The sequence below is a fragment of the Bdellovibrionota bacterium genome (assembly GCA_040386775.1).
Lineage (GTDB): Bacteria > Bdellovibrionota > Bdellovibrionia > Bdellovibrionales > JAEYZS01 > JAEYZS01.
Genome location: JAZKEU010000012.1, coordinates 100,119 through 125,178, shown reverse-complemented (window position 1 = coordinate 125,178; position 25,060 = coordinate 100,119). Strand labels below are relative to the sequence as shown.

General features: G+C 39.5%; 22 protein-coding genes and 5 tRNA genes. 24 read left to right on the top strand and 3 right to left on the bottom strand.

The window, feature by feature from the left end; all coding sequences use genetic code 11:
• Positions 1-119: 119 nt before the first annotated feature.
• Both V4596_07350 and V4596_07345 read right to left on the bottom strand, forming a co-directional pair.
• The gene (locus tag V4596_07350) at positions 120-953 is read right to left on the bottom strand and encodes a flagellin (protein ID MES2768943.1); all 834 of its coding nucleotides are present in this window, start codon (positions 951-953) and stop codon (positions 120-122) included.
• A gap of 461 nt (positions 954-1,414) precedes the next feature.
• Positions 1,415-2,347, bottom strand: coding sequence for an alpha/beta hydrolase (locus V4596_07345; GenBank protein MES2768942.1), 933 nt, complete (start codon positions 2,345-2,347; stop codon positions 1,415-1,417).
• Between the two features lie 127 nt (positions 2,348-2,474).
• On the opposite strand from V4596_07345, the gene V4596_07340 reads away from it, so the two are divergent.
• From V4596_07340 to V4596_07295, 10 genes are all read left to right on the top strand, one after another.
• Positions 2,475-4,391, top strand: a complete 1,917-nt coding sequence (locus V4596_07340; GenBank protein MES2768941.1) for a bifunctional UDP-sugar hydrolase/5'-nucleotidase — start codon at positions 2,475-2,477, stop codon at positions 4,389-4,391.
• A gap of 102 nt (positions 4,392-4,493) precedes the next feature.
• Positions 4,494-5,129 (top strand): riboflavin synthase, encoded by a 636-nt coding sequence (locus tag V4596_07335; GenBank protein MES2768940.1) that lies wholly within the window; start codon positions 4,494-4,496, stop codon positions 5,127-5,129.
• A gap of 2 nt (positions 5,130-5,131) precedes the next feature.
• Positions 5,132-6,394, top strand: coding sequence for a bifunctional 3,4-dihydroxy-2-butanone-4-phosphate synthase/GTP cyclohydrolase II (locus V4596_07330; GenBank protein MES2768939.1), 1,263 nt, complete (start codon positions 5,132-5,134; stop codon positions 6,392-6,394).
• A gap of 31 nt (positions 6,395-6,425) precedes the next feature.
• Positions 6,426-6,863: a 6,7-dimethyl-8-ribityllumazine synthase gene (gene ribH / locus V4596_07325; protein MES2768938.1), complete on the top strand. Its 438-nt coding sequence runs from the start codon at positions 6,426-6,428 to the stop codon at positions 6,861-6,863.
• A gap of 38 nt (positions 6,864-6,901) precedes the next feature.
• The gene (locus V4596_07320) at positions 6,902-7,138 is read left to right on the top strand and encodes a hypothetical protein (protein ID MES2768937.1); all 237 of its coding nucleotides are present in this window, start codon (positions 6,902-6,904) and stop codon (positions 7,136-7,138) included.
• Between the two features lie 98 nt (positions 7,139-7,236).
• Entirely contained in the window at positions 7,237-9,504 is a 2,268-nt protein-coding gene (locus tag V4596_07315; GenBank protein MES2768936.1) for an ATP-binding protein, read from the top strand.
• Positions 9,488-10,816, top strand: coding sequence for a sigma-54 dependent transcriptional regulator (locus V4596_07310; GenBank protein MES2768935.1), 1,329 nt, complete (start codon positions 9,488-9,490; stop codon positions 10,814-10,816). Before V4596_07315 ends, V4596_07310 begins: the two co-directional genes overlap by 17 nt.
• 12 nt (positions 10,817-10,828) lie before the next feature.
• Positions 10,829-12,517, top strand: coding sequence for a proline--tRNA ligase (locus V4596_07305; protein MES2768934.1), 1,689 nt, complete (start codon positions 10,829-10,831; stop codon positions 12,515-12,517).
• Between the two features lie 7 nt (positions 12,518-12,524).
• On the top strand, positions 12,525-13,235 hold the full coding sequence (gene pyrF, locus V4596_07300; protein MES2768933.1) for an orotidine-5'-phosphate decarboxylase: 711 nt from the start codon (positions 12,525-12,527) through the stop codon (positions 13,233-13,235).
• Between the two features lie 10 nt (positions 13,236-13,245).
• Positions 13,246-13,842, top strand: a complete 597-nt coding sequence (locus V4596_07295) for an AhpC/TSA family protein (protein MES2768932.1) — start codon at positions 13,246-13,248, stop codon at positions 13,840-13,842.
• On the opposite strand, the gene V4596_07290 is transcribed toward V4596_07295, so the two are convergent.
• On the bottom strand, positions 13,839-14,120 hold the full coding sequence (locus V4596_07290; protein MES2768931.1) for a hypothetical protein: 282 nt from the start codon (positions 14,118-14,120) through the stop codon (positions 13,839-13,841). The genes V4596_07295 and V4596_07290 overlap by 4 nt on opposite strands.
• Positions 14,121-14,269: 149 nt before the next feature.
• On the opposite strand from V4596_07290, the gene V4596_07285 reads away from it, so the two are divergent.
• The 14 genes from V4596_07285 (at position 14,270) to rpoB (ending at position 25,035) form a co-directional block, all read left to right on the top strand.
• Complete coding sequence (locus tag V4596_07285; GenBank protein MES2768930.1) at positions 14,270-14,989, top strand: RNA methyltransferase; 720 nt, start codon at positions 14,270-14,272, stop codon at positions 14,987-14,989.
• Positions 14,990-15,233: 244 nt separating this feature from the next.
• Positions 15,234-15,309 (top strand) — tRNA-Thr (locus V4596_07280).
• Positions 15,310-15,317: 8 nt separating this feature from the next.
• A tRNA-Tyr gene (locus V4596_07275) sits at positions 15,318-15,404 on the top strand.
• An 80-nt stretch (positions 15,405-15,484) separates the two neighbouring features.
• Positions 15,485-15,560 (top strand) — tRNA-Gly (locus V4596_07270).
• A 46-nt stretch (positions 15,561-15,606) separates the two neighbouring features.
• Positions 15,607-15,680, top strand: a tRNA-Thr gene (locus tag V4596_07265).
• Between the two features lie 147 nt (positions 15,681-15,827).
• A complete protein-coding gene (tuf, locus tag V4596_07260; GenBank protein MES2768929.1) occupies positions 15,828-17,018 on the top strand; it encodes an elongation factor Tu in 1,191 nt (396 codons plus the stop codon).
• A 240-nt stretch (positions 17,019-17,258) separates the two neighbouring features.
• Positions 17,259-17,334: transfer RNA gene (locus V4596_07255), tRNA-Trp, on the top strand.
• Between the two features lie 78 nt (positions 17,335-17,412).
• Positions 17,413-17,793, top strand: coding sequence for a preprotein translocase subunit SecE (gene secE / locus V4596_07250; protein MES2768928.1), 381 nt, complete (start codon positions 17,413-17,415; stop codon positions 17,791-17,793).
• 12 nt (positions 17,794-17,805) lie between these two features.
• Positions 17,806-18,339: a transcription termination/antitermination protein NusG gene (gene nusG / locus V4596_07245; protein ID MES2768927.1), complete on the top strand. Its 534-nt coding sequence runs from the start codon at positions 17,806-17,808 to the stop codon at positions 18,337-18,339.
• Between the two features lie 32 nt (positions 18,340-18,371).
• Complete coding sequence (rplK, locus tag V4596_07240) at positions 18,372-18,800, top strand: 50S ribosomal protein L11 (protein MES2768926.1); 429 nt, start codon at positions 18,372-18,374, stop codon at positions 18,798-18,800.
• Between the two features lies 1 nt (position 18,801).
• The gene (gene rplA, locus V4596_07235; GenBank protein ID MES2768925.1) at positions 18,802-19,512 is read left to right on the top strand and encodes a 50S ribosomal protein L1; all 711 of its coding nucleotides are present in this window, start codon (positions 18,802-18,804) and stop codon (positions 19,510-19,512) included.
• Between the two features lie 195 nt (positions 19,513-19,707).
• Complete coding sequence (gene rplJ / locus V4596_07230) at positions 19,708-20,235, top strand: 50S ribosomal protein L10 (protein ID MES2768924.1); 528 nt, start codon at positions 19,708-19,710, stop codon at positions 20,233-20,235.
• Between the two features lie 115 nt (positions 20,236-20,350).
• Positions 20,351-20,725: a 50S ribosomal protein L7/L12 gene (rplL, locus tag V4596_07225; GenBank protein ID MES2768923.1), complete on the top strand. Its 375-nt coding sequence runs from the start codon at positions 20,351-20,353 to the stop codon at positions 20,723-20,725.
• Positions 20,726-20,877: 152 nt separating this feature from the next.
• Complete coding sequence (rpoB, locus tag V4596_07220; GenBank protein ID MES2768922.1) at positions 20,878-25,035, top strand: DNA-directed RNA polymerase subunit beta; 4,158 nt, start codon at positions 20,878-20,880, stop codon at positions 25,033-25,035.
• The last annotated feature ends 25 nt before the right edge of the window (positions 25,036-25,060 follow it).

The window sequence follows — 25,060 nt, the reverse complement described above, 5'->3', positions numbered from 1 at the left end:
GGTTATTTCGCATTGCGATGTTTAAGAATTATCCACAAATCGAGGGCAAAAAACAAAAAACCCCTAAAGCTTTACCTTTAGGGGTCTTGAACTGTCCTATTGGACGGTTTTACTTATGATTACGATAACAATTTCAATGCCACTGCTGAAGTTTGGTTGGCTTGAGCAAGTGTGGAAGTTGAAGCTTGTAAAAGAATGTTGTTCTTTGCAAGTTCAGAAGAAGCCTTCGCCACATCTGTATCTCTGATACGTGAGTTCGCAGCACTTAAGTTTTCATCAGAAATGCTTAAGTTACTAAGAGTTGATTGAAGTCTATTTTGTAGAGCTCCAAGGTTTGCTCTTGTGCCGTTCACTTTGTATTGAGCTTCATCAAGTTGTGCTAATGATGTTTGAGCGCCTTCTTTAGAAGTGTAATCTACACCTGTTAATCCTAAAGCGTCCAATGTAGCAACGTTTTCTTGAGCCATGAAAGAGATTCTATCTTCTGCTTCATTGTTATTGATACCAACTTGGAAATCGAACTGTTGTGATGAACCATCAAGAAGTTTAGTAGAACCCCAAGTAGTTACATCCGCGATACGTTGCATTTCCGTCTTAAGTTGATCAACTTCCTTATTGATGAACCCACGCTCTCTGTCACCGATAGTGTCAGAAGCTGCTTGGATTCCCAATTCTCTCAATCTTACGATGATGTTACCGATTTCGTTCAAACCACCTTCAGCAACTTGTACCATTGAGATACCGTCTGAAGCGTTTCTATAGGCTTGTCTTGAAGATCTGATTTGAGCCTTTAAGTTCTCAGAGATCGCAAGTCCTGCAGCATCGTCTGCTGATTTGTTGATTCTGCTACCGCTAGCTAATTGTGCGTAGCTGTTTGAAATTTCGTCCTGACTGTTCTTCAGGTTTCTTTGAGCGTTTAACGCTGGCATGTTAGTGCTAATTCTTAATCCCATAGTAAATCCTCCAATTAAATTAATCTTTATATTTCATAAATATTCCTTCCTTGTTTAACCTCTTCATGAGGATGGCATCCGAGCCTTTTTTTATTTCTGGTTTAAGCGTTTTTACTTAAACTCTTTTTTTGATTTAATCCGTTTTATCCTACGCTTTGTTAATTCATCCTTGAAAGCCTCCTTTCCTTTTTCAGGATGTGAGTTACATTCAACATGTTTACTCACATAATCTTTTTATAATTGTTCTTACATGAAGCTTTTCGTATTCAGCTGGCGATATCTTGACAGGACTTGTGGTGGGAATAACACGACTGGACATGAAACCAATGAAAACTGGTCTAACAGTCTTAAGACTTTCGTTTTGAAACCTTTAGGAAGGGCCGGAGAAAAATCCGGAAACCTAGATCAATATCAAGTTTCAGAGAGGAAAAGAGGATTTTTTTGACGATCCGGATGATACTTTAGGCTTTTAGAAAAGGAAAAATTTTAGATAAAACCCAGTCGGGATCGTCTTCTTGAACGTGATGGCCGGCGGTTTGGTGAATTTCTAAAAGTGAGTGTGGGATTTTTTTCTGAATTTTTTGTGCAAACTTAAAAGGAATGATGCGGTCTTTTTGTCCCCATATAATCAAGACTGGATTTTTGATCCCATCCAGCTGTTCGAACACTCGTGGGTCACGTAAAAGCGAAAACGATTTTACAAAAGAATCCACAGCACCTTCGCTGCTCAGATAAGGTTCGGAATAAATTCTGATATTTTCATCGGTGATATTCTTTTTATCTGTATAAACGCGCTTCATGATCTGCTTTACAAACCTTTCTGTAACAAGAGGTCTTACTACGGGAGAAAGAAAAGAAATTCTATTGAGATCAAAGAACGTGATCTTTGGATCAGCAGCAGGAGAAAGAACAACAACTTTATTAAATAGCTCGGGATTTATTTGAGCTAGCCTCAAGGCTATGGTTCCGCCCATGGAACTTCCTATTACCGTGGTTTTTTTAATTCCTAAATTTTTAAGAAGTTCCAAGATCATATCGCACTGGCTATCTAGATCGTATTTAAAAGTATTTGGCTTATCACTTAAACCAAATCCTAAGAGGTCAACGGCCGTGACAGCGTGAGTTTCTGCTAGTTTCGGAGTGATAAATCTCCATACGAAGTGCGAGGCACCAATACCATGAAGAAGGAGGATGTGATCCCCTTCGCCTTCCTGTGTAAAGTACACCTTGTGTCCAAAGATACTCTTATAGTTATGTTTTCCTGAAGATAGGCCTGGGCCTTCGCTTTTGTTATATAGAAAACCTCTGAGATAAAGGATGCAGATGAGAGACCCTATTGCAATTAGGGTGATTGCAATGGTCATTAACGCTGTGAGAGAAAATTCTGCGGGCATTGGGGAAGTATAATACGATACGTAACTGTTTGACCACTTTCTTTTACCTCTTGAAAGGTTGCGCAAAGTGTATTTGAATTGTGCTTAAGTAGGACTATGGTCTAAGAGCCATGCGGGTGGGATAAAGATGATTAAATTTGCATCAATGACAAAATCAGTAGTTATTTATTTTATTGGATTATTTCTTTTTTCGACTCTGGGCATATCAAGCGCCATGGCAGATACAAAAATCACGATCCTTCACACGGGTGATATTCATGGTCACTTTACAAACAAAGATTCTCCCATTCGTCTGGGTGGGATTTCAAAGTTAAAAACAAAAGTGGATTTCTTAAGAAAGCAAAACGCAAGCAACTTACTCTTGGATGCAGGGGATTGGACAGAAGGAACAATTTTCTATACATTGAATTCCGGCGAGGCAAATCACCGAATGATGGAAGCTTTTGGTTTTGACGCAATCGTCTTCGGAAATCATGAATGGCTCGTTGGTCCTAAAGAACTTTATGATGGTTTTGCTGCTGCAGAATTCAAGGTCCCCGTGCTGGCGGCAAACCTAAATTTAGATAAACTTCCTGAAAATATTCCTCTTGGAAAATACATGAAACCTTATGTAATTAAGGAAGTTGCGGGAAAAAAAATAGGTGTCCTTGGTATTTCTACTTTTGAAATGATTTTTGATCCATTCTTCGAGCCGGGTCGAATCACAGAGCCTGTTCAAGCTGCTTTAAAATATGTAAAAATACTCAGGGAAATTGAAAAAGTAGATATTGTTATCGTGCTCACTCACATCGGCGTAGATCAGGACAAAAAAATTGCTGAATCTGTATCTGGCATTGATTTGATCGTAGGTGGTCATACGCATATTCTCACAAAAAAACCTATTTACACAAACGGTGTTCCAATTGTTCATGCAGGATTCTGGGCGCAATATTTAGGTGAGTATGAGTTAACAGTTAGAGACAGTGGCAAAGTTGAACTCACAAACCACAAGATCCATCAGATCGATAATACGGTTCCAGAGAATGCGTACATCGAAGACATGGTGATTGGTTTTCAAAAAAGAATCGAAGCAATTCGCGGAAATGTATTCAACGATAAGATTTTTGAATCTAAGGTGAACCTTCCTCTCTGTTCTGACATCACGGAAGATGTTCTGGGAAACTGGGCCGTGGATTCCATAAGAAAAGCAGGAAAGACAGAAGCTGCATTTGATGTGGGTCAATATTTTAGAAGAGATCTTTTTACAGGAACTTCATCGACCGTGGATTTCTACAATATGTTTCCACATGTATGGAGTCAGGCAAAGGGAAAGAATTGGACAATTTTCAATATGGATGTACGCGGAGAAACTCTTCAGCAATTAATCAATTTAATTGTGAGAATGGGTAAAGGCGTAAAGGTCAGTAACGCGGACTACAGAATTGACGGTAAAGAAACTTACTTTGTTGTAAAGAATATGAAGATCAGCGGGGAAAGAGTAGAGAGTAATAAATTCTATAAAATTTCCGCGACAGAAGGTATTCTTCAAGCTTTTGATTTCTTAAAGAGAGGTGGCGCGGATGTAGGAATTAAAAATGTTAAGGATACTGGAGTTGAGGCCTGGACGGTGATCAAGGACCATGTGGTTTCAATGTCTCCGGTCACAACTCAAAAAGCGAAGTGGGAGGGGCGTGTGCGCACGATTCAACCAGATTTGTATGTTCCTTTGGAGCAAGTTGAAGTTATTAGAAAAGACGAACATACAGTAGAAATTCGCTATAAGGTCATCAACGCAGGTATGGAAAAAGTGCCGTATCCAACAACATCGGCTAAAATTGATCTAACACCTTTAAATACCTTGGATGAGAAGTGGCTTTCAGTTCAAGAAATTGCACCAAACGACGGTTCTCAATTGAAGCCGGGCCAAGTCATTGAAAAAACGGCTACATTTAAGCAAGACAAGTGGATCTCGGGATATTATCCGGTTGAAGTGGAATCCAATATTAGTAGCAAAGAATTCAACAAGCTAAATAACAAAACCCTGGGATACTTTATACTCGAGTAGGCAGTGTATAGGCTTTTAACGTTTTAAACGTTTGGAAGGATAAATTTCATTATGCTTTCGTTCAATTGACGAAAGCCCTCTAAGCGTGTAAATTTCTTCACAATGTTCACAGGAATAGTAGAATCCACAACTCAAATTAATCGTCTTGAGAAAAATGGTTCCGTATACCAAATTCTCGTTCAAAAACCTGAGAGTTTTGATGATTTAAAAATCGGTGACAGTATCGCTGTGAATGGCGTTTGTCTGACGGTTGAAAAATTTGACAATCAAACAATTGAATTTGCAATCGGCCCAGAAACTCTCAGCATCACTAAATGGGAAAACTCACTTCAAAAAGATATGCTCATGAATCTTGAAAGATCTTTGAGATTTGGTGATAGAGTTCACGGTCACTTGGTAACAGGTCACGTGGATGGTATTGGTCAGATTGTTGATACTCTCAATAACGATGGGACCTTATTCTTTGCTGTGCAAATTCCAGATGAATTCAAAAAATACGTTTGGAAAAAAGGCTCTCTTTGTGTTTCAGGAGTAAGTCTCACGGTGAACGAAGTGGACGGTGACGTTGTGAGTTTTTATTTGATTCCAGAGACTCTTAAGAAAACAAATTTAAGAGATATCAAAGCCGGAGATCTCGTAAATCTAGAATTCGACTATATGGCAAAAGCTGCGATTCATTTTCAAGAAATGTCCAGACAGGAAATGTCAGGAGAGAAGATGACAGGACAGGAGATGTGACCATGAGTAGTTTAGAATCTAAAATGAATTCGATTGAGGAAATCGTAGAAGATATCAAACAAGGCAAGATGGTCATTTTGATTGACGACGAAGATCGCGAGAACGAAGGTGATCTTATATTCGCTGCAGATTTCGTAACTCCTGAAAAAATAAATTTCATGTCCAAAGAAGCAAGAGGGTTAATTTGTTTGAGCTTAACTTCAGAGCAAATTGAAAAACTTCAACTTCCATTGATGGTGAAGGACGATCTGAATCTTTCTCCAAATAAAACTGCATTCACAGTAAGTATCGAAGCAAGAGAAGGCATCTCTACAGGAATTTCTGCTCAAGATAGATCTAAAACTGTAGAAGTAGCCGCTAACATCAACGCAAAAGCAACAGACATCATCACGCCGGGACACATCTTCCCAATTCGCGCCCAAGTCGGTGGAGTTCTAAAAAGAGCTGGTCACACCGAGGCAAGCGTGGATCTTGCAAGAATGGCAAAATTAAATCCTGCAGCAGTAATTTGTGAAGTAATGAATGAAGATGGATCAATGGCAAGAACTCCCGATTTAATAAAGTTTGCCGAAAAACACAATATCAAAATTGGAACAATCGTAGAGCTTATAGAATACAGAATGAGAAATGAAACGCTCATCGAAGAAGAGGCAAAGGCTCAGCTCCCAAACATTTACGGCGATGGATTTGAGGTTCGTATTTTCAAAAGTTTAGTGAATGGTTTGGAACATGTTGCTCTTACAAAGGGTGAGATCACTACAGAAGACTCAGTTCTAGTAAGAGTTCATTCAGAATGTATGACTGGAGATGTATTCGGAAGTCTAAGATGTGATTGCGGTCCTCAGCTTCACAAGGCTCTTGATATGATCAACAAAGAAGGTAAAGGCGTTTTGCTTTATTTAAGACAAGAAGGTCGCGGAATTGGTCTTGTGAATAAGATCAAAGCGTATGAGCTTCAAGAGCAAGGAATGGACACTGTAGAGGCCAATCAACATTTGGGATTCAAGCCTGATCAAAGAGATTATGGTATCGGAGCTCAAATTTTAAGAGCTCTGAGTGTTACAAAAATGAGACTTATGACAAACAATCCTTCTAAAAAAGTAGGATTAAAAGGTTATGGCTTAGAAATCGTAGAGCAAGTTCCACTTGAAACAACTCCCTCAAAAGAAAATTTAAAGTACTTAAAAACAAAAAAAGAAAAAATGGGACATACTTTTACTGACCTAGAAAAAGATGATCCTAAGACTGATTCATTATTAAACTAAATAGCCAAACTTAAAGAGCCAGAAGTAAAATATGAGAATTGGAATTGTAGTTGCTGAGTTCAATAGAGACGTCACTTCAAAACTTGAAGAGGGCGCAGTAGCTTTTTTAAAAGAAAAAGGAATTAAAGGTAAGAGCGTTGAGCTTGTTCATGTTCCGGGAGCATTTGAAATTCCTTTGATAGCTAAGGCACTTCTCAAGACTAAGAAAATCGACGCAGTTATAGCTCTAGGAGCGGTGATTCGCGGTGAGACCACTCACTACGATTACGTCTGCCAAGCGGTCGAAAGAGGTTGTACGCTTCTCCAATTGGAATTCACAAAGCCCGTAGTTTTCGGTGTTCTTACAACAGAAAACGAAGAACAGGCTTTTGATAGGGTGGGCGGCAAGCACGGACACAAGGGGCGTGATGCTGCGGAAACTGCAATCCGAATGGTAGAAGCTTTAAAAAAAATTAAGAAACTGAAGTAGAACCTGTACGTAAACTGATAAAACACGAGGAGCTGTTAATGGAATCGATCAAAATGAACGTAAACGCAAGTGTCTTTAGAAAAAGCCTAGAAGTGAAAATGAGTCCATTCAATGCTAGAATCATTTTGGATTCAGCCTTTGTATCTTCTGGTGTACTTAAGACAGAAGAGGATCTAGATAAAACTCAAACTTCGAATCTCTGTTTAGCTCTAATCAAAAAAGGTGGACCTGCGTTCCATGTAGGAACTGAAATTTACAAAAAATACGTTCAATAATCGCGGACAATCACACATAGAGTCATAGTCTAATATGAGAGACCCGCAAGGGTCCCAATTCCTTGTCTTTCCACTAAAATGATTTTAGAGTCATTTTAGTGGAAAAAATCAATCCAGACTTACTGGAAAAGATAGACGAAAATAAAAAACGCAAAAAAGAGATATTGATTGCAATATGTCTTGCCGTTTTATTCCTAATTTTAACATTTGTTGAAGTTAGACTTGCTTATTTAAGTCGTGAACTTCCGTTTATGCATTCCATCTTTTTCTTTGGATTAGTCAACTTCAACATCGTACTCCTTCTTTTCCTAGCGTTCCTTGTTTTCAGAAACGTTGTTAAAACTTTTGTTGAGCGCAGCGGAAAAATCATTGGAAGCTCTCTGAAGTCAAAATTGATCGCAGCATTTGTAACGTTCAGTTTTGTGCCTACAGTTCTAATGTTCTTTATTTCGGTTTTTTACATCAACTCCAGTTTTGATAAATGGTTTAGCATTAAGACTTCAGCTGTTTTGAGAGATTCTTTAGAAATTACAAATTCTTACTACCTCACTTCAAAGCAAAAAAACTACCACTTTGCAAATCAGATTATAAAGGGGATCGAAGGTAAATCTGAAGGTGAAATCAAAAAACAATTAGACAATTACAGAAGCCTTTACAGCTTAGATGTTGTAGAATTCTATCCAGGTTTATTTGGAGAAAGAGTTTCTTCAATTTCAGACAATAAAACGATTCCAGAAATTCCAAAGGTTTCCTTGGAATTCTTAGAAAAAGGAATCAAGAAAGGTACCGATTCAAGTACTATGCATCACTTCCAAGAAGGAAGTTTGATCAGGGTCATCGCGCCACTAAACTACTATGCAAATGGTCAACTCAATAAGGGTGCCTTGGTGATTTCAACTTTTGTTCCGATTTCATTGATTTCCAAAATGGATGAAATCGCATCAGCCTACGATAACTTTAGAGACATCAATCCACTGGTATCGCCCATTAAAACCATTTACCTTGTAATCCTTTGTTTGATGACAATGGTAATTATGTTGGGCGCAACTTGGTTTGGATTTTATTTGGCAAAACAATTGGCTACGCCTCTTGCCTCCTTAGGTGAGGCTGCTGATCAAGTGGCGCAGGGGAATTACCAACCTGTGGATATTCAAACAGGGTCTCAAGAGATCAACCAGTTAGTTAAAAACTTCAACCGCATGACTTCATCACTGGCAGAGTCCGAAAAAGAAATTTTAGAGGTAAATAAAAACTTAAAAACAACCTTAGATATTCTTGATGAACACAATAGATATATCGAAGTTATTTTATCCAATGTTAGTGCTGGTGTAATTTCCATTGATCATGAAGGCATGATTACCACTATGAATCCCAAAGCTGCTCAGCTTTTAAGAGTTCCAGCAGATAGATATATCGGCATGGATGTGTCGAATGTGTTAACTGGCCAAAATAGAGATACGTATTCAGAAATCATAAGCCAAATGAAGAAAAACAACTTCAAGACTTTGCAAAAAGAATTGAGAATTCAAATTCAAGAAGATTCATTGCTAATGAAACTTACGATCACGATGTTAAAAGACGAAAGAAACAAAGATCTAGGGCTTGTCATCGTATTCGATGATCTCACTGAACTGGTAAATGCTCAAAGAGCATCGGCGTGGAGGGAAGTGGCGAGACGTATTGCTCACGAAATTAAAAACCCACTAACGCCAATTAAGCTTTCGGCTCAGCGTTTAGAAAAAAAGTTTGGTGCCCAAGTTCAAGATCCAGCCTTTCAACAGTGTACGGCGATGATCATTAAGCAGGTGGACGAGCTAAAAAATCTCGTAAATGAATTCAGTTCCTTTGCAAGACTTCCTCAGATCAATCCAAAATTAGGATCGCTAAATAATCTTATTCAAGAAACCCTGGTGCTCTATTCAACAGGTCATAAAGAGATGGAGTTCAATTTCTATCCTGATCCAAAACTACCAAATTTTGAGTTTGATCAAGACCAAATCAAGCGAGTAGTCACAAACTTATTGGAAAATGCCATTGACGCACTCAATGAGGCAGAGGCGCCGAAAATTGAAATTGTAACGCTTTTTGATGCTCAATTGGGTATCGTTAAGACGCGAATCAAAGACAATGGTTGCGGAATTGAAACTGATATGAGAGATAGAATTTTCGAGCCTTATTTCAGCACTCGTGAGAATGGAACAGGTCTTGGTCTTGCCATCGTAAAACGCATTATAGAAGATCATCATGGATTTATTCGAGCATTTTCAAATCAGCCGAAAGGCACAGAATTTGTGATCGAACTTCCTGTCGGTCAAATGAAAAAAACAGGAGCGGAGGACAGTCGTGAATATGAGAACAAAGCATAAAGTTTTAGTTGTCGATGATGAAAAGCCAATTTGTGAGGTTCTGTCAGCAGATCTTTTGGATGAAGGCTATGAAGTCGAAGTGGCGAACAATGGCGAGAAAGCACTTAAAGCCATCGAAACTTTTGATCCTGATGTGGTGCTTTTAGATATTTGGATGCCAGGTAAAATTGACGGAATCGAAGTTTTACAAACCGCAAGAGCAAAGTTTCCAAATCCGGAATTCATTATGATGTCAGGTCATGGAACAATTGAGACAGCCGTGAAGGCGACAAAATTGGGCGCTTGGGATTTTGTCGAAAAGCCACTTTCTAGCGATCGTATTTTTATTTTGATTAAAAATATTTTAAGTTTCCAACAAGAGCGCAGTGAAAAAAGAGCACTATTAAATAAACTCAGAAAAAACTTTGCAATATTCGGTCATTCACAACCTATTCAGGACTTAAAAAAGAATCTTGCAAAAGTGGCGCACTCCGATGGCCCATGTCTTATCCAAGGTCAAATGGGCGTTGGAAAAACATTGGTGGCGCAGAACATCCATTATCTTTCAGAGAGAGCGAGTCAGCCATTTGTGGAGATCAACTGCAAATTGGTCCCTCAAGATCTCGTGGATATGCAAATTTTCGGTTTCGATAAAAAACCTTTGATTGGTGTCGATGAAACTCAAAAAGGAAAATTGGATCTTGTTCAGGGTGGAACTTTATATTTAAAAGAAATTTCATATCTCAATAAAGATTCATTCGCCAAAATTGCAAAATTGATCGAGACAAAAACTTTTCATAGAGTAGGAAGTCAGCAGACGATTCAGGCTGATGTAAGAATCGTAGCATCGACTACGCAAGAGTTAGATCCAAAAGTATTAGCCATGTTTGCAACTGTAGCAATGTCGGTTCCGGCATTGAAGGACAGAAAAGACGATATCCCCGTTCTCGTTCAACACTTCAGTGACTTTTACGCAAATGAGAGTGGTACAAGAACCAAGAACATGACTGACGATGCTTTAGAAACGTTAACGGCGTATCAATGGCCGGGTAATGTTCGTGAACTTAAAAACTTTATTGAAAGAGTTTATATCTTGGTGGATAAAGACGAAATCGAAACCAAAGACTTGGCAGAATCTGGTTTGATCGTAGATCCCGATATGGGTGCTATCACGGCTTCGAATTTAAAGATCGCAAGATCTATTTTCGAAAAACAATATATTCTAAAAAAACTAGAAGAAAACAACGGCAACGTCAGTAAAACAGCAGAGATGATCGGCCTTGAGCGAAGCCATCTTCACCGAAAAATGAAAACCTACGGAATTGAGACATAAAGGACAATTGCAATGAAATGGTCAAAGACACATATATTTACCTTAAGAGAGGCACCGGCAGATGCAGAACTCGCATCTCATAAACTTTTGATGAGAGGTGGTTACGTTAAGAAAATTGCGCCCGGTATTTTTGTATATAACGATTTGGCTCTCAGAGTGATCCGCAAAATTGAGCAAATCGTTAGAAAAGAAATGAATAAGTACGCAACAGAAATACTCATGCCGATGGTGCAACCGCGGGAATTATGGGATGAGACAAAAAGATGGTCACAGATGAGTGAGCTTTTAAAATTCAAGAATCGTGCGGACCAATGGTTTTGTTTGGGTGGAACTCACGAAGAGGTTGTGACGGATGTAGTGAGAACGGATGTAAAATCCTACCGTGATTTGCCAAAATTTTTATATCAAATTCAAACCAAATACAGAGATGAAATTCGTCCCAGATACGGATTGATGCGTGCTCGAGAATTCATTATGAAGGATGCATATTCTTTTGATACCACAGTGGAAGATGCGCATAAGAGTTATGATCACATGTACACGGCTTACAACAATATCTACAAAGAAATGGGTTTGGACTTCAGAGTGGTGCAAGCCGATGCAGGAAATATTGGTGGAAGCAAGACCCATGAATTCCAAGTTCTGGCAGAAGCTGGAGAAGATTATTTATTGGTGGCAGGGGATGCTGCTTACAACGTGGAAATCGCTCCATTGGAGTCTAAGCTCACATCCACTGGTGAAGCTGCAAAATCTCCAGAAGAATTCGCCACTCCAGGTTTAAAAACCATCGACGACCTTTCCAAATCACTTAACGTTAAGCACGAAGACTTAGTGAAAACCCTCTTTGTCAAAGATGACGATGGCAAACCGATCTGCATTCTCTTAAGGGGATCAGATGAATTGAATCCCGTAAAAGTAAAAAACTTATTGAAACTGGGAAATCCGCCAGAATTCATGTCCGATGAAGAAGTTAAGCAACTCACGGGAGCTTCGCCAGGGAGCTGTGGGCCTCAAGGTTTGAAGCTTCGTATTCTCATGGACAGTTTTCTTAAAAATCGCACAAACTTCACTGTGGGAGCAAATAAAGACGGATATCACACTAGGAATATCAATCCCGAAAGAGATTTCAAAGTCACTCACACGGCAGACTTGAGACTTGCCAAAGAAGGTGACCTTGCTCCCAATGGTCAGCTTTATAAGGCTTACAAAGGGATTGAAGTGGGTCACATTTTCTATCTGGGAACAAAGTATTCTGAAGCTATGAAAGCTAATTATCTCGATAAAAATGGCAGAACTCAATCCATCGAAATGGGATGTTACGGAATCGGCGTTTCCAGAACGATGCAGGCCGCGATCGAACAAAATCACGATGCCAACGGCATCATATGGCCCAAAGAAATTTCTCCTTACCAAGTTCACATCGCAGTTCTTGATCCGAAGGACGAAAAAGTTATGGCCCAAGCTCAAAAACTTCACGATGCTCTTCAAGAAAGAGGCCACGAAGTTCTACTCGATGATCGTGATGAGAGACCAGGAATCAAATTTAAGGACGCTGATCTCCTAGGTTTCCCAATTAGAGTAAACATTGGTAAAAAAGGTTTAGAAAACAACGAAGTAGATTTAGTTATAAGAAAAACTGGAGAGCAAACAAAAATGACTCCAGATCAAATTTATCCACAAATCTTAGAGATTTTAAAGTAGGAGAGTCATGAGCAATAAATTTGACGGAATGAAAAATCCAATTTTTGTTGCTCTGGACCTAGATGATAAGGAAAAAGCTCTAGATATAGTTTCAAAAACTAAAGATCACGTCGGGGGATTTAAGATTGGTCCTAGGCTCGTTTTCCGCCACGGAACAGAAATCATTTCTCAAGCAGCAAAGTCAGCTCCGGTATTTTTAGACTTTAAATTTTTGGACATTCCATCGACGATGGATAGCGCAGTTCGTGCTGCATTTGAGGCAGGAAGCACGTTCGTGACAGTTCACGCAACTTCAGGTCCGGAAGCTCTCAAGCTCTTAGCAAAAACCGAAAAAGAACTTTCACAAAAAAGGCCATTCCATATTTTTGCTGTCACTCTTCTCACAAGCTTTTCAAAAGAAACATTACCTGCAAACTACAATAATGATTCTATCCAAGAACAAATCTTAGCTCTGGTAGAACAAAGTGTAGAGTGCGGAATCAAGTCCTTCGTTTGCTCGCCACATGAATTAAAAACTCTAAAAAATAAATTCCCTCAATGTCATTTTATTACTCCTGGAATCAGGTCTCTAGCAGATAGCGCTGGGGATCAAAAAAGAACTGCAACGCCTGCTGAGGCATTGAATCACGGAGCTTCCGCTTTAGTAATAGGCAGACCTATACTTCAATCCAGTGACCCCAAACAATTTATATTGGATATTTTAAAAAGCATAAATTAAGATATTTCTTATGCACTCATTACCAGAAACAAAAATTTATGCTGATGGATTTAAACTCGCACTTTGCACGGTTTATAATGAAAAGGCAGAAGCAATTCAGCTGAGAACTCTCTGGGAAAAACAACCTGCCATTTTGATTTTCCTTCGTCATTTCGCTTGCGATGCTTGTCGTACGCACGCGCTTGAAATTTGGAAAAGCAGAGAAGTCTACGAAAAGAAAGGTGCGAAGCTACATTTCATTGGCAATGGGCACCCTCAATTCATGCAGCAGTTTAAAGAAATGCACGGCCTTCAGGAGGCTTCTTTTTTCACAGACCCAAAGTTATCCGCGTTCAATGCAGCGGGCTTTAAGCGCGGCTTCTGGATCGATCCAGGCGAAATGCACAGTCGTGGTGAATTTTTATGGTTGGCCACAAGACATGCAATGAGAAAAACGGGATCAGGTAATGTCTGGCAACTCGGTGGGGTTTTAGCGATCTGCCCCGGTGGCAAGGTGACTTACCAATTCACCAGCCAAATGATGGGCGAATTCGCTCCATCAGGTGACATTCCAAAGATAGTTGAAGCGACTGAGGCGCCTGACTCTAAAAAGGCAAAACAGTCTTAGAGACATTCTCCGCCGGAGTACTGAACCATCTTTTCAAGTTCATAAGTTGATTGCGGACATTCAAGGTACGCTGCATACCACACGTACTTTATGGGGTTATACCAACGGTTATCTACACCAACGGCTTCAACTTCACTGATGATTTTACATCCCAAGATATCGGCTTGAAGAGTGATCTTCTCTTTTCCAGCGCTCAAGCACTTTTCAGCAAGCTCCTCATCAGGAATTGCGAAAGCGTTTGTAGAAACAAGTAATAATAAAGCAAAAATAACTTTCATATGAATTCTCCCAATAAAATTACTCTAATCAACCCAAGCGTATTAGTAGCTAGATTTATTCAGGTTTGTAATCCTTACTTTATTACATCTATGTAATTCATTAAGGGTTCGCAATTGCAATTTTCCTAGAGCCCAAGTACAAATGTCCCATGAGAAAAATTGTAGGCCTTCATTCAGTCAACGAAGTTTTTAAAATTCGTCCCGATAAAATTAAATTGGTAACTCTAAAAAGAGACTACGAATTCACTCCAGAATTAAAAGAGCTTCATGCGATCGCTACAGGTAGAAAAATTCCCGTTAAAGTCACTTCGGTGAATGAAATCGACAAAATTTGCGAAGGCAATCAAGGTGTCATGATTGAAGTTGCTGGCGAACCAGAATTTCCATGGGAAAAATTAAAAGGTGAAGATCCTTCTCTTGTTCTAGGTCTTGATGGATTAGAAGACCCGCAAAACTTAGGAAATATTTTAAGAACAGCATGGCTTCTCAATACAAAAGGAATTCTCATTACAGAGAGTAAATCCGTTGGTCTTACTCCGTCAGTTTGTAAGATCGCGAGCGGTGGGGCAGAGCATGTTGGTGTTGAAACTTACAACCAACTTTTTCAACCACTAAAGCAATTAAAGGAACAAGGCTTCTGGATTTATGGGTTCAGCGAAAAAGCAGAAAAAAGTATCTGGAATACGGAATTTCATCACAAATGCGTTATTGTAGCAGGTTCGGAGATGAAAGGTATGCGTCCACAAACCCTGAAAGAATGTGACGAACTTATAAAAATCCCTCAAATCGATGTTCACGCCAGTTTGAACGTTGCAACTTCGATTTCCATCGGAATTGCAGAATTTAATAGGCAACATATTAAAACTTAAGACTTTTTTTCATTTTTCAGGCAATTTCAGATTATTATATTGCCTATTCTTATAGCGAGAGTAGAGTGGCCCTCTGAGAAAAGTGAATTAAATAGTAAAACAGCCAAACAATATCTTTGACTTAGACCTACTATCTAAATTAAAAAAAAAGACTTCTTTGAACAAACAGGCACCGGTTTGTGATGGTTTCATTATTTGAGACTTTTACCAATATTGTGTTTAGAAATTCAAAAAAGGTTTTGTTGCTGGTTTAGCTCAATTGGTAGAGCAGCTGATTTGTAATCAGCAGGTTGCGGGTTCAAGTCCCATAACCAGCTCCATTTTTTTCGGAGAGGTGCCCGAGTGGCCAAAGGGATCAGACTGTAAATCTGACGGCTTTATGCCTTCGAAGGTTCGAATCCTTCTCTCTCCACCATTTGCTTTTTTAAATGGAAATTTAAAAAGGAAATGTGGCCATGGGTTTTTAGAATTTCAGCTACAGCTGAAGTTATGTTTGCGGGAGTAGCTCATTTGGTAGAGCATCAGCCTTCCAAGCTGAGGGTAGCGAGTTCGAGCCTCGTCTCCCGCTCCATTTTTTCTAAAGATAGCTTTAGGGAAGATGAGCGTTTTGATACTTTGCCCACATAGCTCAGTGGTAGAGTACGTCCTTGGTAAGGACGAGACACGAGTTCGATCCTCGTTGTGGGCTCCACAGCGTTGATATGGATGGGTGGAATTTTAATTTAAGATTAAAGTTTGAATCGTTGGATTCAAAAAGTTTAAGAAACGAAAGTATTTATTAATATAAGATTGTGCCTAGAAAAAATAATTTAGGCGCAACATCTAGGAGGAATTACGAATGGCTAAGGCTAAATTTGAAAGAAAAAAGCCCCACGTTAACATCGGAACTATTGGTCACGTGGATCATGGTAAGACATCGTTAACAGCTGCGATTACAAAAGTATTAGCAGAATCTGGTGGAGCTGAATTTAAAGCATACGATATGATCGACAATGCTCCAGAAGAAAGAGAAAGAGGGATTACGATCTCTACAACTCACGTTGAGTATGAAACTGCAAACAGACACTACGCACACGTAGATTGTCCAGGTCACGCCGATTACGTTAAAAACATGATCACAGGTGCTGCTCAGATGGACGGAGCAATTCTAGTTGTCTCTGCTGCTGACGGACCTATGCCACAAACTCGTGAACACATTCTTCTTGCTCGTCAAGTAGGTGTTCCTGCGATGGTTGTATTCATGAACAAAGTAGACATGGTTGATGATAAAGAATTATTAGACCTAGTTGAAATGGAAGTTCGTGATCTTCTAAATAAATATGATTTCCCAGGTGATGATATTCCAATCGTAAAAGGTTCTGCTCTTAAAGCTCTTGAAGGCGATAAAGGCGACATCGGATACGGTGCTATCACTAAATTGATGGCTGAAGTAGATCGTTACATTCCACAACCAGTAAGAGCGCTTGATAAGCCGTTCCTAATGCCAGTGGAAGACGTTTTCTCAATCTCTGGTCGTGGTACAGTTGTTACTGGCCGTATCGAGAGAGGCAGAATTAACGTGAACGACGAAATCGAAATCGTTGGTTTAGCTGTAACTCAAAAAACGACTGTGACAGGTGTTGAGATGTTCAGAAAACTTCTTGATTACGGTGAAGCAGGGGATAACGTTGGAGCTCTATTACGTGGTACTAAGAAAGAAGATGTACAACGTGGTCAAGTTCTTGCTGCTCCAGGCACTATTAAGCCGCACAAGAAATTCAAAGCTGAAGTTTACGTATTAACTAAAGAAGAAGGTGGAAGACATACTCCATTCTTCAACGGTTACCGTCCACAGTTCTACTTCAGAACTACAGACGTAACTGGTGTTGTATCACTTAAAGGTGGAACTGAAATGGTTATGCCAGGTGATAGAACTGAAGTTAACGTAGAGCTTATTGCTCCGATCGCAATGGAAAAAGAATTGCGTTTCGCTATCCGTGAGGGTGGTAGAACTATCGGTGCAGGTGTTGTTACAGAAATCGTTGAGTAACGACATTTTTTAATCTGGTATAAGCGCAGCGGGGACTCCATTTACTTGGGTCCCCATTGCTGTTTTAAGAGCAAAAGTATTTTTTAATCTTAAAACGAATATAAACAACGCTTAAGAAATTAAGCACAACTCAAAAACTACGGCCGTCATTCCTAAAAGTTAGGTCAACCGGTGTAGTAGATGAAAAACCAAGTGCGACGAATTGTTCTTGGATTGTTTTTAGCTAGCAGGAAGTTCGATAGGGCAGTAGCTCCAACGGTAGAGCAGCGGATTCCAAATCCGCGTGTTGGGAGTTCGAATCTCTCCTGCCCTGCCATTATTTGGATTATCGGATAGGCGAACTAAAAACATGAAGTAGACAATGAATTGTACAAATCGAAACGGAGTTGAACGAATGGATCAAACGAATAAAAAAGTCATAACAGTTGGCTTCTTAGCTGCCGGCGCACTCACTGCATACGTATTGAATGTGTTGATTCAGCTTTTGCAAGCTTCTGTCAGTTTTTTCGCTAGACTCGCTGAAAACGACCTTTTTACACACGGCCTTCCTGTAGGTGCAGGTATCCTCGTTTTCTTGTTTCTTCAATTCAATCCTAAAACGGTAAAGTGGGCTGACGAAGTCGTTACTGAAATCCGTAAGATGGTTTGGAGAACAATGAAGGACACTGTCGCAGTAACAATTGCGGTTTGTATCATGGTGATCATTTCTGGAATACTTCTTGGCTTCCTTGATTTCTTATCGGGAAAAGTCATTAACTATTTAGTGTCACTGTAAAGGGGAATATTTGTGGATAAAAAATGGTACGTTGTAAACATTCATTCAGGTTTTGAAGCGCAAGCGAAAGCTTCTCTTCAAGAAAGAATTAAAAGACATAATTTGGATACACAATTTGGTGAGATTCTAATTCCGTCTGAGAATGTTGTTCAGCTAGTTAAAGGTAAGAAACAAACACGATCTAAAAAGTTCTTTCCTGGCTACATGTTTGTAGAAATGGAAATGAATGAGCAAACTTGGATGCTTGTGAAAGGTACGAACAAAGTTTCTGGCTTTGTTGGTAACAAAACAACTCCTCAAGCCGTTCCACCTGAAGAAGTAGCGAGAGTTACTAAGCAGGCAGAACAAGGCGCAGAAAAACCTAAAGCGAAAGTGGATTTTTCAGAAGGTGAATCTGTAAGAGTGGTTGATGGACCTTTCAGTAATTTCAATGGAACGGTTGAAGAGATCAACATTGAAAAAGAGAAAGTAAAAGTATTGGTCAGCATCTTTGGTCGTCCAACACCAGTGGAACTTGATTTCGTTCAAGTTGTTAAAAGCGAATAAAAATTGAAGAAGAATTCTGAAGGAGAATTAATATGGCAAAGAAAATAACTGGATTAGTAAAATTACAAATCCCTGCAGGTAAGGCGAATCCCGCACCACCAGTAGGTCCCGCTCTTGGTCAACAAGGCGTGAACATTATGGAGTTCTGTAAGCAATTCAACGCGAGAACTCAAAAATTAGGCGATACTATCGTTCCTGTGATCATCACGGTTTATCAAGATAGATCATTCACATTCATCACTAAGACTGCGCCAGTTTCAATCTTGTTAAAGCAAGCTTTGAAACTTGAGAGTGGATCTAAAATGCCACAAAAAGACAAAGTTGGAAAAGTGACAATGGATCAAATTAGAAAAATCGGTGAAATTAAATTGCCAGATTTAAACTGTATGTCAGTTGAATCTGCTGCAAGCCAAGTTAAAGGTACTGCTAAGAGCATGGGCCTTGAGATCGTAGGAGAATAAGATGGCTGGAAAAAAATACGCGGAAGCGTCTAAAAAAGTAAATAGAGATAACAAGTACACTGTTGATGAAGCATTTGCTTTAGCTGTTGAAACCTCAATCGCAAAGTTCAATGAATCCATCGACGTATCGGTAAACCTTGGCGTAGATGCAAAGCAATCTGATCAACAAGTTCGTGGAGCTGTAACACTTCCTCACGGTCTTGGAAAAGAAGTTAAGATTCTTGTGTTTGCAAAAGGCGACAAAGAAAGAGAAGCAAAAGAAGCCGGAGCTGATTTCGTAGGATCTGACGATCTAATCGAAAAAATTCAAGGTGGGTGGTTAGGTTTCGATAAAGCTATAGCAACTCCTGACATGATGGTTGCTGTTTCTAAAGTAGCAAGAGTATTAGGTCCAAGAGGACTTATGCCGAATCCAAAAGTTGGAACAGTAACTTTTGATTTAGCAAAAACAATTGCTGCTGAGAAAAAAGGTAAACTGGATTTCAGAATCGAAAAAGCTGGTATCGTACAAGTTTCTGTAGGTAAAAAAGATATGGGCAAAGATAAGTTAAAAGACAATTTCATGTCTTTCTTAACTGCGCTTATGAAAGCAAAGCCTGCAACAAGCAAAGGGAACTACATCAACGCAATCACTGTGTCTTCTACAATGGGCCCAGGAATTAAAGTTGATATTAACAAAGCACAAGCGCAAGCAACTGCTTCAACTACGTAATCGCTGGACTGAATGCAGTGCTCACTAAGGTGAGCACTATGAATATAGAATTGGATTTTTAAATTTTAATAACCGCGGTCAGAGACAGAAGGTCTGAAATACTAGATGAGGTAATGCTTTTATAGCAGAGCGCCTTCCGAGACAGGTGAAGAATTACATTCTCCCTGATCGCTAACCCGAGAAAGGAGGATAAACATGGATAAAGCTAAAAAAGGCCAAGAGATAGCTGACATTTCTGAAAAATTCAGCCGTGCGAAAGCAGCATTTCTAGTGGACTTTAAAGGCATGAACGTTGAGCAAGTTACGAATCTTCGTAAAAAGCTTTACGCTACGAAATCAGAAATGAGAGTAGTGCGTAACACTCTTGCTAAACGCGCACTGAAGGATTATCCAGCTCAAGCTACTGCTCTTAACGAAGGATTCACTGGCACAAACGCCATCGTGTTTGCTTACGGAGATGCATCTGCTTCAGCTAAATCATTATCTGAATTTGGTAAAGATGTGGAAACACTCGATATCAAGTTAGGAGTGATGGATGGTCAGGCATTAGACAGAGATATGATTAAGTATCTCGCGACATTGCCGCCACTAGAAGTACTAAGAGCTCAGTTCCTTGGTACACTTGCAGCACCTATGCAGAAATTTGTTTCTACATTGGCTGCTCCTGGTACGCAATTCGTTAGCTTATTAAAAGCTTACGAAAATAAACAAGCGAACGGATAAGTCTTAAAGCAATTTAAGATTTTACGATTTGAATTAATTAATTATTAACAATTTTTTTTAAAATAAACTTTAGATGTGGCAAAGCCACCAAGTTTAAATTTAGGAGACACAGAATATGTCATTATCACAAGACCAAGTAGTAGATTATCTATCAGGTTTACCTGTAACTGAAATTGCAAAACTTATCACAACTCTAGAAGAGAAGTGGGGAGTTAAAGCTTCTTCTGGCGTAGCTATGGCTGCAGCACCTGGAGCAGGGGCAGCACCAACTGAAGAGCAAACTGAATTCACAGTTATGCTAATGGATGCTGGCGCTAACAAAATTAACGTAATTAAAGAAGTAAGAGCATTAACTGGTTTAGGCTTAAAAGAAGCTAAAGATCTAGTTGAAGGCGCTCCGAAAGCCGTTAAAGAAGGCGTTACAAAAGAAGATTCAGAAAAAATGAAGAAGCAATTAGAAGCTGCTGGCGCGAAAGTAACAGTTAAGTAATTTTTGTTTTAATAATCTCGATAAAGGGATGTGATTCACCTCACATCCCATTTTTCCTTTCAAAAAAATTAGTGGATAGCCTTCTCCCGAATAAGGTAAATTTTAGTAATTCAAGCTGAGCCAAATTTTAGGCCAAATTAGGAGAGTAAATAATGTTATCCCTTACAGGATCCAATTTACGCTTACGTAAAAGTTTCTCAAAAAGTAAAAACGTAATAGAAATTCCGAACTTAATTGTTCTACAAAAAAAATCTTACGAACAGTTTCTACAAAAAGAAGTAGATCCAGATAGACGTGGTGATGAAGGCTTACAAGGCGTTTTCAAGTCTGTATTCCCAATCATGTCTTTCAACAATACATCAAGCTTAGAGTTCGTAAGCTACACATTAGAGCCGCCCAAGTACGATGTTGATGAATGTCGCCAAAGAGGTATGACATTCGCTGCACCATTAAAAGTTACATTAAGACTAATTGTATTTGAAGTTGATGAGCAAACTGAAGCTCGCAACATCAGAGACGTAAAAGAACAAGAAATCTATCTTGGTGAAATTCCACTTATGACTTCTAATGGTTCTTTCATTATCAATGGTACTGAAAGAGTTGTTGTTTCTCAGTTGCACAGATCTCCAGGTGTATTCTTTGACCACGATGATGGCGAAAGCGCATCAAGCGGTAAATTAATTTACACAGCAAGAGTGATTCCATATAGAGGTTCTTGGTTAGATTTCGAATTTGACCAAAAAGACGTTCTTCACGTACGTATCGACAGAAGAAGAAAGTTCCCAGCAACAATCTTGTTGAAATCTTTAGGTTACACAACTGAAGATCTACTTTCTTACTACTACGATGCTGACACAGTAAAATTAAACAAAAACGGCAAGATCACTAGAAGCTTAGACATCGAAAAAATGTCAGGCCAAAGGGCACTTGCTGACATCGTAGATCCAAAGTCTGGCGAGACACTTGTAAAACAAGGTCGTCGTATCACTAGAGCCGCAGTTAACAAAATCACAGCATTGAACTTAAAAGAAATCGAAATCGAAGTTGAAGCATTGATGGGCAAAGTTATCGCTAAGTCTATTGTTGATGAATCAACGGGCGAAGTGATCGTAGAAGCGAACACTGAAATCACTCCAGATGTTTTTGCTAACGTAAGAACTGCTGGCGCTAAAGAAATCAAAGTTATTTTCTTTGACGGTCTTTCAGTTGGTCCATTCTTAAGAAACACATTATTGGTTGATAAAGTTCAAAACTCTGATGAAGCATTGATCGAAATCTACAAGAGATTAAGACCAGGCGAACCAGCAACTATCGAAGCTGCAAAAGCCTTCTTCGAAAGATTGTTCTTTGATCCTGAAACTTATGATCTATCTGAAGTAGGTCGTATCAAGATCAACCACAAATTCAAAATCTCAAACGAAGAGTGTCCTATTTCACATAGAACACTTACAAAAAAAGACATTATGTCTGTAGTTAAGACATTGATCGATCTTAAAAACGGCCGTGGTCAAGTGGACGATATCGATCACTTAGGTAACCGTCGTGTAAGATCTGTTGGTGAATTATTAGAAAACCAATACAGAATCGGTCTCGTGAGAATGGAAAGAGCAATTCGTGAAAGAATGTCTCTCCAAGATATCGAAACAATGATGCCTCATGATCTAGTGAATGCAAAACCAGTGAACGCCGTAGTAAAAGAATTCTTCGGTTCAGGTCAGCTTTCTCAGTTCATGGATCAAACAAACCCTCTTTCTGAGATTACTCATAAGAGAAGACTTTCTGCTCTAGGACCCGGCGGGTTAACAAGAGACAGAGCTGGGTTCGAAGTACGTGACGTACATCCGACGCATTATGGTCGTATATGTCCGATTGAAACTCCAGAAGGTCCGAACATTGGTTTGATTGCATCTCTTGCAACATACGCAAGAATCAACAACTACGGATTCATCGAAACTCCATACAAAAAAGTGGAAGATGGAAAAGTAGCTTCTAAAATTGATTATTTCTCTGCCCTTGAAGAACAAGGTCACGTTATTGCTCAAGCGAACTCTGTAATCTCTGGTAAAAACCAAGAGAAGTCAGTGAACGTAAGACAAAATGGTGAATACGATCTAGTGGGTCCGGAACAAGTAACTTTAATGGACGTTTCACCTTCACAGTTGGTGTCTATTGCAGCTTCACTAATTCCATTCCTAGAGCATGATGATGCGAACAGAGCCCTCATGGGATCGAACATGCAACGTCAAGCGGTACCATTATTAAAATCAAAAGCCCCACTTGTTGGAACAGGCGTTGAGAAACTAGTAGCACAAGATTCAGGAACAAGTGTTGTTGTAACAAACGACGGTGTTGTTGAAGCTGTTGATGCTTCTAGAATCGTAGTACGTCGTATTACAAAAGGTGGCGGTCTTGGTGCAAACGTAGATATTTACAATTTAACTAAGTATCAACGTACAAACCAAAACACATGCTTCAACCAAAAACCAATCGTAAAAGTTGGTGATAGAGTTAAAGCAACAGACATCATCGCCGATGGTCCTTCTACAGAGTACGGAGAATTAGCTCTAGGTCAAAACGTGTTGATCGCGTTCACACCTTGGATGGGTTATAACTTCGAGGATTCTATCTTGATCTCTGAAAGAATGATCAAAGAAGACACATTCACCTCGATTCATATCGAAGAGTTCGAGTGCGTTGCGCGTGATACTAAATTAGGTAAAGAAGAAATTTCTCGTGATATCGCAAACGTGGGTGAAGAAGCTCTTAGAGATCTCGACTCATCAGGTATCATCAGAATCGGAGCTGAAGTATCACCAGGAAACATCTTGGTTGGTAAAGTAACTCCAAAAGGTGAAACTCAACTCTCTCCTGAAGAAAAACTCTTAAGAGCAATCTTCGGTGAAAAAGCTGGTGACGTACGTGATACATCGCTCAGAGTTCCATCAGGAGTTTCTGGTACTGTTATCGATGCTCAGGTTTATAGCCGTGAAGGAATCGAGAAAGACGAAAGACTCCAAGAAATCATCACTGAAAAGAAAAAGAAATTGGCTAAAGATTTAGACGTTGAGCAAAACGTTATCAAAAACAATGCTCTCGATAAATTGAAAGACATGCTTGTTGGTAAAAAGACCACTGGTGTTCTAGTCAGTGAAGATGGTTCTAAAAAATTATTAGAAAAAGACCAAAACATCGAAGCTGATGATCTTGAATCAGTTCCGTTTGAGTTGTTGAATTACATTCCACTCGAAACAGAACTTGAATATCAAGTTACAAAAGTAATCGATTCTGCAAGAAACCAATTGGATGCTGTGAAAATGGTATTCAATGAAAAGATCGACCGCTTAAACCGCGGTGATGAATTGCCTCCAGGCGTGATCAAGATGGTAAAAGTTTACGTTGCAATTAAACGTAAGCTTCAAGTTGGTGATAAGTTCGCCGGCCGTCACGGAAACAAAGGTGTTGTTTCTAAGATCATGGCTGTTGAAGACATGCCTTACCTTGCTGACGGAACTCCGGTTGATATGGTGTTGAACCCACTTGGCGTTCCTTCACGTATGAACATCGGACAAATTCTTGAAGTGCATTTAGGTTGGGCGGCCCATCACTTAGGTTCGCAGATCGAAGAGTATCTAGAAAACTTCGATGCGAAGGGTGCTAGAGAAACATTAAAGAAAATTTACAAAGACGATGATATTTCTAAGAAGATCGACGACACAGACGATGCTTCAATTAAGAAAGTTCTTCCGGCTATCAGAAACGGTATCCATATTGCGACACCAGTATTTGACGGAGCGAAAGAATCTGAAATCAAAGATCTTTTAACATTGGCAGAACTTCCAACTCGCGGTCAGGCCATCTTGTTTGACGGTAGATCAGGTGAACCGTTCGAAAGAGCAGTTACAGTTGGGATCATGTACATGTTGAAACTGCATCACTTAGTTGAAGAGAAGATCCATGCGCGTTCAATCGGACCTTACTCACTCGTTTCTCAACAACCACTCGGAGGTAAAGCTCAGTTTGGTGGTCAAAGACTTGGAGAGATGGAAGTTTGGGCAATTGAAGCATACGGTGCTGCTTATTCATTACAAGAATTCTTAACTGTGAAGTCCGATGACGTTGCAGGTAGAACTCGTATGTATGAAAGCATTGTTAAGGGTGAAAACATTCTCGAGCCAGGATTACCTGAATCTTTCAACGTATTGGTGAAAGAACTTCAGTCATTGGCATTGAACGTTCAATTGGTAGAGTCAGATATTTTGACTGACCAACCTGGACAAGAAGTGTTACCGCCACCGCAATTGGAACAGTAATTTTAATTTGTAAATAAAAGGAGAA